Origin of the sequence: Aeromonas sp. ASNIH4 (genome assembly GCF_002934425.1) — a bacterium.
Classification (GTDB): domain Bacteria; phylum Pseudomonadota; class Gammaproteobacteria; order Enterobacterales; family Aeromonadaceae; genus Aeromonas; species Aeromonas hydrophila.
In genome coordinates, this window is record NZ_CP026217.1 from 943956 (window position 1) to 956398 (window position 12443).

The window sequence follows — 12443 nt, forward strand, 5'->3', positions numbered from 1 at the left end:
GACGTCCATGGAAAGGTTGAAGGTCGAACTGGGTGAACGCAGCTATCCCATCGAGATAGCCGCAGGTCTGTTGCAGCATGCAGAGGTGCTGACGCAAACCATCAAGGGCAAGCGGGTCATGATTGTGACCAACACAGTGGTTGCGCCCTTGTATCTTGAGCGAATTGTCCAGTTGCTGTCGGGCTATCAGGTTGAACACCTGATCCTGCCGGATGGCGAGGCCTACAAGACCCTGGCTACCTTTGAGCGGATCATGTCCGCTCTGCTGGAAACCAACCATGGTCGTGATACCACTCTGATTGCCCTGGGTGGCGGTGTGATAGGGGACGTTGTCGGCTTCGCTGCTGCAAGCTATCAACGTGGCATTCCGTTCATTCAAGTGCCTACCACACTGCTCTCCCAGGTTGATTCCTCCGTTGGTGGCAAGACCGCCGTCAACCACCCCCTCGGCAAGAACATGATCGGGGCCTTCTATCAGCCCAGACACGTCGTGATCGATACCGAGTGCCTCCAGACCCTGCCTGCCCGCGAATTTGCCGCCGGCATGGCCGAGGTGATCAAATACGGCATCATCTGGGATGTCGAATTCTTCTGCTGGCTCGAAGCCAACATGTCCCGTCTGCAGGCGCAGGAGCCGGCCGCGCTGGCCTATGCCATCCGCCGCTGCTGCGAGATCAAGGCCGATGTGGTTGGCCAGGACGAGACCGAGCATGGTGTGCGTGCCCTGCTTAACCTGGGCCACACCTTTGGCCATGCCATTGAAGCCGAGAAGGGCTATGGCAACTGGCTGCACGGCGAAGCCGTGGCGGCAGGCACCATGCTGGCCGCCAATACCGCCCTGGCCCGTGGGGACGTGACCGAGCAACAGGTAGACCGTATCCGTGCCTTGCTGCTGGCGGCCAATCTGCCGGTGCAGGCGCCGTCAGAGATGGATTTTGCGGCCTTCATTCGTCACATGCGCCGCGACAAGAAGGTGCTGGAAGGCAAACTGCGTCTGGTGCTGCCGGTCGGCATAGGTCATGCCCAGGTGGTGGCCGATGTCTCCGATGCTGAACTGCTGGCGGTGATCGAGTCTGGTCGTGACGAATAAACTGCTGAAATTTCCCTCCCAGCGGCAGCTGGTTGACCGGCTGCTGCATCTGATTGAATTCAATCATCCTTTTATCTTTCTCTCCGGCAAACCCGGCAGTGGTCGTGGCACGTTGTGCGAATCCCTGCTGGGAGCATTGCCGGAAAAAGTGCGGGTCGTCAGCCTGATCGGCAGCCCCGCCATGAAGATGGTGGACGTGCGCCAGCTGTTGCTGCCCCAGGTGGTGGCCCGGCCGTTGTTCAATCCGCAGGATGCGCTGGCAGACAGCTTTTTCCGCATGCTGGAAGGCAAACCGGCCACCCTGCTGCTGCTGATCGAGCGGGCCGATGAGCTGCCTGCCGAGCTGGTCGGCGAGCTGTGGAGCCTGTGTCGTCACAACGATACCCTGAAGATCCCCCATCAGTTGGCCATCGTGCTCTCCGGCAGTGACGTCTGGTGTCGCAATCAGAAGGCGCAGCTGAAAGGGCGGGCCATGCCCGCGCTGGAGCTGGAAGTCGCGCCGCTTGGCGCGCCCGAACAACGCATCTTCTTGTATGAGAAGGCCAAAGAGCTCAAGATCCCGACAGCCCTCTTGCCCAAGCCGAAAGTGGAAGAGATCCTGAAAGTGGCAAATGGACATCCGTCCACCATCATGCAGTTACTGGAGGATATCATGACCGACAGAAGGCCCAAGAAACGTCAGGCTGAGTTGCCCGTCAAGAAGATTGCGACCCTGCTGGCCCTGTTGGCCGGCGGTCTGCTGGCGCTGAGTTATCTGCTGCCGGCCCTGTTTGGCGGCGACAGCAAGAGCACTGCCCCCGAGCCCACCCAAACCACGGCGTTGCCCATCCCCGTCTCGGGGGGCGATCCGCTGACCATCGGCGGCAGCAACACCAGCCAGAATGGCAGCCAGAGTGTGACCAGTGATGGCGCCGCCAGCAATCCCGGCGGCGTGGTCCGCGACTGGCAGCCGGATGCCAAGGTATTGCCCAAGGCGGTGGAGAGCGACACCGTGACCACCGAATCGACCAACTACGAAGGGCGCCGGGTGGTGATCTCCGACGAGGTGGTCGAGAAGCTGATGAAGCAGCCCAACGTCAGCGGCGCCCTGCCCACTGCGGTGGTGGATGAGCTGACCGGCGCCGATTCGCAAGCAGCGGCTACTCAGGGGACCTCTGCCGAGCAGACTGTTACACCCAATGCCACTGCTCAGACTGCCCAGCCGGCAAACACCGCCAAAGCCCAACCCACGCCAGCGGCCAGCAAGCCGGTGGCCAAGCCAGTTGCGGTTGAACCGGTGGCAGCACCTGCTCCCAAGGTGGCGCTGACCCCCGCCGCCACTCTGAACAAGAAGCCCAGAAACCACTACAGCATCCAGCTGATGGGCGCGAGCAACACCAAGGCGGTCGACAAGTTCGTGGCCGAAAATGGTCTGGCCGGCAAGATCTGGGTCTATCAAACCAAGTTCCGCGGCAGCCCCTGGTACGTGGTGCTGCAGGGGGACTACGCCAGCAGCAACCAGGCCAAGGCCGCCATTCGCAAGCTGTCGCCCGCCTTGCTGAAGGGTCAACCCTGGCCCAAGTCGTTTGCGCAGGTACAAAAAGAGTTGAAGCAATAGCCATTTTGGCCGGGAAGGGGGTAGAATCGTCCCCCTTTTTTGGTCGATGCCTTCTTAACACCGGATTTCCATGAAAAAAACACGCGCTTTTTTAAAATGGGCCGGGGGAAAATACTCCCTGGTTGAAGAGATTGCCGAGCGTTTGCCGGCCGGGCGTGTGTTGCTGGAGCCCTTCGTCGGGGCCGGGTCCGTGTTTCTCAACACCGACTACGACGCCTATGTGCTCAACGACATCAATCCGGATCTGATCGGTCTTTACAATCATCTCAAGTTGACGCCGGATCGGTTCATCGCTGAGTCGCGCAAGCTGTTCGTGACCGAGCACAACCACAAGGCGGCCTACTACCGGCTGCGCACCCAGTTCAACCAGACCGACACCAGCTTCGAGCGCGCCCTGCTGTTCCTGTTTCTGAATCGACACGGTTTCAACGGCCTGTGCCGGTACAACAAGAAGGGGGGCTTCAACGTCCCGTTCGGTTCCTACAAGAAGCCCTATTTCCCGGAAAAAGAGCTGTGGGCCTTCGCCGAGAAGGCGCAGAAGGCGACCTTCATCTGTGAAAGCTATGCCGATGCCATCCAGCGCGCCGAAGAGGATTGGGTGATCTATTGCGATCCCCCCTATGCTCCGCTCTCCACTACCGCTAGCTTCACCACCTATTCGGCCGGTGGCTTCACCCTGGACGATCAGGCCGTGCTGGCCAGGCTGGCCCGCCACACCGCGGCGCGCAAAGGGGTGCCCGTGCTCATCAGCAACCACGACATCGAGCTGACCCGCGAGCTCTATCGCGGCGCCCGCCTCGACGAGATCCTGGTCAAGCGCACCATCAGCCGCAACGGCGGCACCCGCAACAAGGTGGCCGAGTTGTTGGCGCTCTATCCGCCCGGCATCGAACCGGAGCAGGGCTACTACCCGAGCGACGCCGAACTGGCGCCACTCGGCTGACACAGACGGCACCTCGGGTGCCGTTTTTTATGTCTGCCGTGGCCGATGATGGTGGTGTTCGCCTTTTCCGTACCGTGTGCAGGTTGTTTTCAGCGCCCGTTTGCGGTGACGATGGCGTTCGCTTTTTCCGTACCGTGTGCGGGTCGTTTTCAGCGTCCGTTTGCGGTGATGATGGCGTTCGCTTTTTCCGTACCGTGTGCGGGTCGTTTTCAGCGCCTGTTTGCGGTGATGATGGCGTTCGCTTTTTCCGTACCGTGTGCGGGTCGTTTTCAGCGCCCGTTTGCGGTGATGATGGTGTTCGCTTTTTCCGTACCGTGTGCGGGTCGTTTTCAGCTTCCGTTTGTGGTGATGATGGCGTTCGCTTTTTCCGTGCCGTGTGCGGGTCGTTTTCAGCGTCCGTTTGCGGTAAAATTGCGCCGCTTTTTCTGCCACGCTGCCAATGGATGACGCTGATGAAAGACTTTCTGATTGCCCCCTCGATCCTCTCCGCCGACTTTGCCCGTCTGGGGGACGATGTCGCCAAGGTGCTGGCCGCCGGTGCCGACGTGGTCCATTTCGACGTGATGGACAACCATTATGTGCCCAACCTGACCATAGGCCCCATGGTCTGCCAGGCCCTGCGTGACTACGGTATCGAAGCCCCCATCGACGTGCACCTGATGGTCAAGCCGGTGGATCGCATCATTCCCGACTTTGCCAAGGCGGGTGCTTCCCTCATCACCTTCCATCCGGAAGCGTCCGACCACGTCGACCGCTCCCTGGGCCTCATCAAGGAGCAGGGCTGCCAGGCCGGTCTGGTACTGAACCCGGCCACGCCGCTCACCTGCCTGGAGTACGTGATGGACAAGCTGGACGTGATCCTGCTGATGTCGGTCAACCCGGGCTTTGGTGGCCAGAGCTTCATCCCCGGCACCCTCGACAAGCTGCGCCAGGTGCGTCGCCTCATCGACGAGAGCGGCCGCGACATTCGCCTCGAGATCGACGGCGGGGTCAAGGTCGACAACATTCGTGAGATTGCCCAGGCTGGTGCCGACATGTTCGTGGCCGGCTCGGCCATCTTCAGTCGTCCGGACTACAAGGCGGTGATCGACGAGATGCGGGCGGAGCTCTCTCATGTCAAACGCTGAACGTGATTTTGACCTGGTGCTGTTCGATCTGGACGGTACCTTGATCGACAGCGCCCCGCAACTGGCGCTGGCGGTCAACCGTACGCTGACCGAACTCGGGCTGGCCGAGGCCGACGAAGCCGTGGTGCGGACCTGGGTTGGCAACGGTGCCGACAAGCTGATCCAGCGCGCGCTGGACTATCGCGCAGCGCCCGAGCTGTTTGCCAGCGCCCGTCCGCTGTTTGACCGTCACTATCAGGCCTGCCTGCTGGAAGGGCTGGCCATGTATGACGGGGTCGAACAGAGCCTGCGCCGCCTGCAGGCGCTGGGTTACCAGCAGGCGATCGTGACCAACAAGCCGAGTCACTTCGTGCAGCCGATCCTCGATGCCCTCGGCATCGGCGACTGTTTCGCACTCTGGCTGGGGGGCAACTGCGTGCCCGTCAAGAAACCAAGCCCGGAGCCGCTGCTGCTGGCCTGCCACGAGCTGGGTGTCAGCCCGTCGCGCACCCTGATGGTGGGCGACTCCGAAAATGACGTGCTGGCCGCCCAGGCTGCCGGCATGAAGGTGGTGGGACTGACCTATGGCTACAACTACGGCCGTCCCATCGCAGATTCCCGCCCGGACTGGGTATGCGAACAGTTTGCCCAGCTCGACGCGCTGCTGGCCGAATAAGCTGGCCAGGCAGGCCGAATAACAAGGATCAACACTCTGATGACTAAACCTATCGTATTGAGCGGGGCCCAACCGTCGGGCCAGCTGACCATCGGCAACTACATGGGGGCCCTGCGTCAGTGGGTCAACATGCAGGATGACTTCGACTGCCTCTACTGCATCGTCGATCTGCACGCCATCACCACCCGCCAGGATCCGGCCGCCCTGCGCAAGGCCTGCCTGGATGCCGCCGCCCTCTATCTGGCGGTCGGCATCGATCCGGCCAAGAGCACCGTGTTCATCCAGTCCCACGTGCCACAGCACGCCGAGCTTGGCTGGATCCTGAACTGCTACACCCAGATGGGCGAGCTGTCGCGCATGACCCAGTTCAAGGACAAGTCCGCCCGTTTCGAGAACAACGTCAACGTCGGCCTGTTCGGTTATCCGGTGCTGATGGCGGCCGACATCCTGCTCTATCAGGCCAATCAGGTGCCGGTGGGCAACGATCAGAAGCAGCATCTGGAGCTGACCCGCGACATCTGCACCCGCTTCAACAACCTCTACGGCGAGGTGTTCACCCTGCCGGAGCCCTTCATTCCGACCGAAGGCGCCCGGGTGATGAGCCTGCAGGATCCGACCAAGAAGATGTCCAAGTCGGACGACAACGAGGCCAACTTCATCGGCTTGCTGGAAGATCCCAAGCAGATCGTCAAGAAGATCAAGCGCGCGGTGACTGACTCCGACGAGCCGGCGGTGGTGCGTTTCGATCCGGAAAACAAGCCGGGGGTCTCCAATCTGCTGACCCTGATGTCCGGGGTGACCGGCCGTTCCATCCCCGAGCTGGAGCAGCATTTCGAAGGCAAGATGTACGGTCACCTCAAGACCGAAACCGCCGAGGCAGTGGTTGCCCTGCTGGAGCCGATTCAGGCCCGCTTCCACGAGCTGCGTCAGGATGAGGCTCATCTGCAGGCCATTTTGGCGGCCGGTGCACAAAAGGCGCGGGAAAGGGCTGAAAAAACCCTGGCCAGCGTATATGATGTAGTCGGCTTCGTTCCTCGAGCCTGACATACTGGGAAGGTGTAGTAGAAGAGAGCTGGGTATTTGCCTGGCTTTCTTTGTTTTACCCGACCTGCTATTCGTTATTTCATCTTCCAATTTCAAACGCGGGCGTCTGCCCCAAGAGTTAGCATGTCTGTCGAATCAAATACCACGATTGAAGAGTTGGGTGACAAGGGTCACTGGCTGCGCAAGTTTCGCAAGGCCAAAAACCTCAATACCCTGCAACTGATGGTCTCCAATGCCATCGACAAGCACCACAAAACCCCTGCCATCGCCGCCGCCATCTACCTGGCCGAGTGCCAGCGCGAGCGTGAAATGGAACAGGGGCGCTATCTGGATCGTTAATTCTCTGCTCTGGTTGACCCATGCTGTTGTTGATCGATAACTACGACTCCTTTACCTGGAATCTGGTGCAATATTTTGGCGCCTTGGGACAGGAGGTAGTGGTGAAGCGCAATGACGAGCTGACGCTGGACGCCATTGCCCGGCTCTCTCCCCGTTATCTGGTGATCTCTCCCGGTCCCTGCACCCCCAATGAGGCGGGTATTTCGCTGGCGGCCATCTCCCGTTTTGCCGGCCAGCTCCCCATTCTCGGCGTCTGTCTCGGCCACCAGTCGCTGGCGCAGGCCTTCGGTGCCAGGGTGGTGCGTGCCCGTCAGGTGATGCACGGCAAGACCTCGCTCATTCGCCATCGCGGCGAGGGGGTATTCAAGGGGCTCAACGACCCGCTGCGGGTCACTCGTTACCATTCGCTCATCGTGGAGCGCGACACCTTGCCCGATTGCCTCGAGATCACCGCCTGGAGCGAACATGCCGATGGCAGCCCGGACGAGATCATGGGGCTGCGCCATAAGCAGTTGAATATAGAGGGTGTTCAGTTCCATCCGGAGAGCATTCTGAGCGAGCAGGGTCATCAGTTGCTGGCCAATTTTTTGGCTAATCACTGAATAGTTGTGATCGGCCTCCCAGAATTGAAAGGAGGCCAAAAATATTTTCCCTGACACTTTATTCACCTCCCTCCCTGTCCAAATTATCTCTTGCCAACACCCCCTGAGCCGTTATGCAATGCGGTTGCCTAAAATCTCACGGGCAGTCGAACATTGTTCCCTGTAACGCGCTTTGTTGCAGACTTTTAGCTTTTTTTTGTGACAATGCCGATGTGTTTACATGGATTTAACTTTTGGGCGGTGGATTATTCTGTCGCCAGATCGAAGGAGAGCAATATGTCAGAGTTGTTGGCAGTGACACGTGAAGTGTTTGATGAAGTGATGGTTCCCAACTATGCGCCCGCCAAGATCATCCCGGTGCGTGGTGAAGGGTCACGTGTCTGGGATCAGGAAGGCCGTGAGTATGTGGATTTCGCCGGCGGGATCGCCGTCAATGGCCTGGGCCATTGCCATCCCAAGCTGGTCGGGGCCCTGAAAACCCAGGGCGAGAAGCTGTGGCACCTCTCCAACGTGATGACCAACGAGCCGGCCCTGCGCCTGGCCAAGAAGCTGGTCGCCGCGACCTTCGCCGACAAGGTCTATTTCTGCAACTCCGGTGCCGAAGCCAACGAAGCCGCCCTCAAGCTGGCCCGTCGCTACGCCATCGAGAAGTTCGGTGCCCACAAGACCCAGATCATCGCCTTCCACCAGGGCTTCCACGGTCGTACCTTCTTTACCGTCAGCGTCGGCGGCCAGGCTGCCTACTCCGATGGTTTCGGTCCCAAGCCCGCGGACATCACCCACGTGGCCTACAACGATCTGGCGGAGCTGGCTGCCGTCATCTCCGACAATACCTGCGCCGTGGTGATGGAGCCGCTGCAGGGCGAGGGCGGCATCATTCGTCCCACCGACGAGTTTGCCAAAGGGGTGCGCGAGCTGTGCGACCAGCACAACGCCCTGCTGATCTATGACGAAGTGCAATCCGGCGTCGGTCGTACCGGCGATCTGTTTGCCTACATGGGTCTGGGCGTCACGCCGGACATCCTCACCAGCGCCAAGGCACTGGGCGGCGGTTTCCCCATCGGCGCCATGCTTACCACCACCGAAATCGCCTCCCACCTGAAAGTGGGCACTCACGGTTCCACCTACGGCGGCAACCCGCTGGCCTGCGCGGTGGCCGAGGCGGTGATCGACGTGGTCAACACCCCGGAAGTGCTCAATGGCATCAAGCAGCGCGAACAGCTGTTCCGCGAAGGGATCGAGGCCATCAATGCCAAGTACCACTGCTTCAGCGAAGTGCGCGGCAAGGGTCTGCTGCTGGGCGCCGTGCTCAACGACGACTACAAGGGCCGCTCGCGCGACTTCCTGCTGGCCTCCATCGATCAGGGCCTGATGGCGCTGGTAGCCGGCACCAACGTGGTGCGTTTCGCGCCGTCCCTGGTTATTCCGGAAGCGGACATCAAGGAAGGGCTGGTACGGTTCGAGAAAGCGGTTGCCCAGGTGGTTAACGCCTGATCCAAATTGAGGTGGGGAGCTCTCCCGGCAGGAGCCGGGACCCCACCTGTCGTCAATGAAAGGGAGTTGTCATTTATGTTGGTTATCCGTCCCATCGAGCAAAAAGATTTTGCCGGTCTCAAGACCTGTGCCATCGAATCCGGCACCGGCATGACCTCGTTGCCCGTCAACGATGAACTGCTGCAGCGCAAGATAGACGCTTCCACCCAGACCTTTTCGGACAAGCCTGCGGGCAAGGGTGACTGCCTCTATTTCTTCGTCGCCGAGGATCTGGAGACCGGCGAAATGGTCGGTACCTGCGCCATCGATGCGGCCGTGGGCCTGTCCCAGCCGTTCTACAACTATCACATCGGCAAGGTGGTGCACTCTTCCCCCAAGCTCGGCATCTACAACGTCGTGGAAACCCTTACCCTCTCCAACGACTACACCGGCAATTCCGAGCTCTGCACCCTGTTTCTGCGCGAATGCGCCCGCGAGGGGCTCAACGGCCGTCTGCTCTCCAAGCACCGCTTTCTGTTCATGGCCGAACACCCCGAGCTGTTTGACGAGACCGTCTTCGCCGAGATGCGTGGCGTCTCCGATGCCGATGGTCACAGCCCCTTCTACGAGTGGCTGCAAAAGCATTTCTTCTCGATGGATTTTCCCACCGTCGACTATCTCACCGGCATCGGCAAGAAGCGCTTCATCGCCGAGCTGATGCCCAAGTACCCCATCTACGTCAATCTGCTGAGCAACGAAGCGCGCGCCGTCATCGGTCAGACCCACGAGAAGACCCGTCCGGCCATCAAGATGCTGCAGGACGAAGGATTCGTGAATCGCGGCTATGTCGACATCTTCGATGCCGGCCCCACCGTCGAGTGCGACGTGAAGAACATTCGCAGCGTGCGCCGCAGCCAGAAGCTGCGGGTGCTGGTGGGTGAGCCCATCGGCGGCAAGACCCATCTGGTCTGCAATACCCGCTACGAGCACTACCGCGCCTGCTACGGCAACATCCGGGTCGATCTGGACAAGCACGAAGCCATCATCCCGCCCAAGATGGCGGCCGCACTCAAGGTGCAGGATGGCGACATGGTGCGCGCCGTCGATCTCGATTGAGCCATATCAGCAGTAAAACCGCATATGAAACAGGCAGCCAAGGCTGCCTGCGAACCACAGGGAGTGAAGGATGAGCCAGTTAGTGCAATTTATCGACGGTCAGTGGCTGGCCGGTGCAGGCAAGCCGTTCGAGTCAAAGGACCCGGCCAAGAATCAGGTGATCTGGCAAGGGGAGGCCGCCAGCGCCGCCCAGGTGGAGGCCGCCGTCAAGGCCGCCCGCCATGCCTTCTATCATTGGTCCGATCTGGCCCTCGACGATCGTCTGGCCATCGTGCGCCGCTATGCCGACCTGCTCGGCGAGCACAAGGAGGCGCTGGCGCTGACCATCGCCCGCGAAACCGGCAAGCCGCTGTGGGAGACCCGCACCGAAGTGGCCGCCATGCAGGGCAAGATCGCCATCTCCATCCGCGCCCATGACGAGCGTACCGGCACGGTGGAGAACCCCATGCCCGGCGCCAAGGCGTTCGTGCGCCACAAGCCCCACGGCGTCGTGGCCGTGTTCGGCCCCTACAACTTCCCGGGCCACCTGCCCAACGGCCATATCGTGCCGGCGCTGATCGCCGGCAATACCGTGGTGTTCAAGCCTTCCGAGCTGACCCCCATGGTGGCCGAGGTCATGCTGAAGATCTGGCAGGAGGCGGGGCTGCCCAAGGGCGTGCTCAACCTGGTGCAGGGCGAGGTCGACACCGGCAAGGCGCTGGCCGGCAATCCGGACATCGACGGCCTTTTCTTCACCGGTTCGTCCCGTACCGGCCACTTCCTGCATCAGCAGTTTGCCGGCCAGCCGGGCAAGATCCTGGCCCTCGAGATGGGCGGCAACAACCCGCTGATCGTGAAAGACGTGAGCGACATCGACGGCGCCGTCCATGCCATCGTGCAGTCCGCCTTCATCACCTCCGGCCAGCGCTGCACCTGCTCGCGCCGCCTGTTTGTCGAGCGCGGCGCGCGGGGCGATGCCCTGGTCAAGCGCCTGGTGGAGGTGGTCGGCCAGATCAAGGTCGGCCTCTATGACGCCGCCGAGCAGCCGTTCATGGGGGCCATGATCAGCGAGAAGGCAGCGCTTGGCATGGTCGAGGCGCAAGCCAACCTGCAGCGCCTCGGTGGCGAGAGTCTGCTCACCCTCAAGCACCTGGAAGCGGGCACCGGTTTCGTCTCCCCGGGCATCATTGACGTGACCGCAGTCAGCGCGCTGCCGGACGAAGAGTACTTCGGCCCGCTGCTGCAGCTCATTCGCTACGACGACTTCGATGCCGCCATCGACCTGGGCAACGCCACCAGCTTCGGCCTCTCGGCCGGCCTGCTCGGCGACAGCGAGGCGGACTGGCAGCACTTCTTCAAGCGCATTCGCGCCGGCATCGTCAACTGGAACAAGCCCATCACCGGCGCCTCCAGTGCCGCGCCGTTCGGTGGCATCGGCGCCTCCGGCAACCACAGGGCGAGCGCCTACTACGCCGCTGACTACTGTGCGTATCCGGTGGCTTCCGTCGAAGACAGCAAGGCCGCCATGCCGGATCAGCTGTCCCCCGGCCTGACGTTCTAAGCAAGACAAAGGCGGGCGCTCTCTGTGTTGGAGCCAGCGCCTGACCACGACAATAAAAGGGGCACTGAACTGGTGCCCTTGTCTGTACCCGCAATCAAAGGAAAGAGAGATGCAAAAGGATATCGACACCCTGTTCGGTCATTTGTGGGATAACTACATTCAAGTCACCCCGAGTGCCCACAAGGTTCATCAGCTGCTGGGGGGCGGCGAGCCCATCGTCAACGACCACGTGGCGTTTCGCACCTACAACCTGCCCAAGCTGGGGCTGGAGCAGCTGGCCGCCCACTTCCTGGCGCTCGGCTACGAGCAGAAGGGCGAGTACGTGTTCAAGGCCAAGAAGCTCTACGCCAAGCACTTCGAGCATAAAGACCCGGACGCGCCCAAGGTGTTCATCAGCGAGCTGAAGGTGGAAGAGCTCTCCGATGCGGCCCAGGCCATCATCCACAAGCTGGCGGCTCAGGTGCCCGATCACCTGACCGACACCCAGGCCTTCCTCTATGCCGGCGCCCCCTGGCAGGTCTCCTGGGTCGATTACCAGACCCTGCTGGCGGAGAGCGAGTATGCGGCCTGGATGGCGGCCTGGGGCTATCGCGCCAACCACTTCACCGTCAACATCAACCGCCTGAAGGACTTCGACACCATCCAGCAGGTCAACGCCGCCCTCAAGGCCGCAGGCTTCGTGCTCAATGGCGTGGGTGGCGAGGTGAAAGGGGATCCGCAGGTGATGCTGGAGCAATCGTCCACCATGGCCGACAAGGCTGACGTGGCCTTCACCGACGGCGTGCGTACCATCCCGAGTTGTTTCTATGAATTCGCCCTGCGCTACCCGCAGGCCGACGGTGTGCTCTACCCGGGCTTCGTCGAGGCCTCGGCCGACAAGATCTTCGAATCCACCAACGCCATGTAAGCCGGGGCCG

13 protein-coding genes are annotated in these 12443 nt (G+C 61.1%); all 13 read left to right on the forward strand.

Annotation, left to right across the window (positions count from 1 at the left end):
* Positions 1 to 7: 7 nt before the first annotated feature.
* The 13 genes from aroB to C2U40_RS04535 all read left to right on the forward strand — a co-directional run bounded on the left by aroB (position 8) and on the right by C2U40_RS04535 (position 12433).
* Positions 8 to 1090 (forward strand): 3-dehydroquinate synthase, encoded by a 1083-nt coding sequence (aroB, locus tag C2U40_RS04470; protein ID WP_085735549.1) that lies wholly within the window; start codon positions 8 to 10, stop codon positions 1088 to 1090.
* Positions 1080 to 2687 (forward strand): SPOR domain-containing protein, encoded by a 1608-nt coding sequence (locus tag C2U40_RS04475; RefSeq protein ID WP_103826966.1) that lies wholly within the window; start codon positions 1080 to 1082, stop codon positions 2685 to 2687. The genes aroB and C2U40_RS04475 overlap by 11 nt, the downstream gene beginning before the upstream one ends.
* Positions 2688 to 2757: 70 nt before the next feature.
* On the forward strand, positions 2758 to 3630 hold the full coding sequence (locus C2U40_RS04480; protein WP_011706963.1) for a Dam family site-specific DNA-(adenine-N6)-methyltransferase: 873 nt from the start codon (positions 2758 to 2760) through the stop codon (positions 3628 to 3630).
* Positions 3631 to 3675: 45 nt separating this feature from the next.
* Positions 3676 to 4077: a hypothetical protein gene (locus C2U40_RS26460; protein ID WP_181014703.1), complete on the forward strand. Its 402-nt coding sequence runs from the start codon at positions 3676 to 3678 to the stop codon at positions 4075 to 4077.
* A gap of 5 nt (positions 4078 to 4082) precedes the next feature.
* A complete protein-coding gene (gene rpe / locus C2U40_RS04495) occupies positions 4083 to 4757 on the forward strand; it encodes a ribulose-phosphate 3-epimerase (RefSeq protein ID WP_016351625.1) in 675 nt (224 codons plus the stop codon).
* Positions 4744 to 5412 (forward strand): phosphoglycolate phosphatase, encoded by a 669-nt coding sequence (locus C2U40_RS04500; RefSeq protein WP_011706961.1) that lies wholly within the window; start codon positions 4744 to 4746, stop codon positions 5410 to 5412. Before rpe ends, C2U40_RS04500 begins: the two co-directional genes overlap by 14 nt.
* A gap of 39 nt (positions 5413 to 5451) precedes the next feature.
* On the forward strand, positions 5452 to 6456 hold the full coding sequence (trpS, locus tag C2U40_RS04505) for a tryptophan--tRNA ligase (protein ID WP_005298400.1): 1005 nt from the start codon (positions 5452 to 5454) through the stop codon (positions 6454 to 6456).
* 123 nt (positions 6457 to 6579) lie between these two features.
* Positions 6580 to 6795, forward strand: coding sequence for a hypothetical protein (locus tag C2U40_RS04510; protein WP_011706959.1), 216 nt, complete (start codon positions 6580 to 6582; stop codon positions 6793 to 6795).
* 20 nt (positions 6796 to 6815) lie between these two features.
* The gene (locus tag C2U40_RS04515; RefSeq protein ID WP_103826967.1) at positions 6816 to 7397 is read left to right on the forward strand and encodes an aminodeoxychorismate synthase component II; all 582 of its coding nucleotides are present in this window, start codon (positions 6816 to 6818) and stop codon (positions 7395 to 7397) included.
* Between the two features lie 276 nt (positions 7398 to 7673).
* The gene (locus tag C2U40_RS04520) at positions 7674 to 8891 is read left to right on the forward strand and encodes an aspartate aminotransferase family protein (protein ID WP_103826968.1); all 1218 of its coding nucleotides are present in this window, start codon (positions 7674 to 7676) and stop codon (positions 8889 to 8891) included.
* Positions 8892 to 8966: 75 nt separating this feature from the next.
* Complete coding sequence (gene astA / locus C2U40_RS04525; protein WP_011706956.1) at positions 8967 to 9986, forward strand: arginine N-succinyltransferase; 1020 nt, start codon at positions 8967 to 8969, stop codon at positions 9984 to 9986.
* A gap of 70 nt (positions 9987 to 10056) precedes the next feature.
* A complete protein-coding gene (astD, locus tag C2U40_RS04530) occupies positions 10057 to 11526 on the forward strand; it encodes a succinylglutamate-semialdehyde dehydrogenase (protein ID WP_103826969.1) in 1470 nt (489 codons plus the stop codon).
* A 109-nt stretch (positions 11527 to 11635) separates the two neighbouring features.
* Entirely contained in the window at positions 11636 to 12433 is a 798-nt protein-coding gene (locus C2U40_RS04535) for a DUF1338 domain-containing protein (RefSeq protein WP_103826970.1), read from the forward strand.
* Positions 12434 to 12443 lie beyond the last annotated feature (10 nt).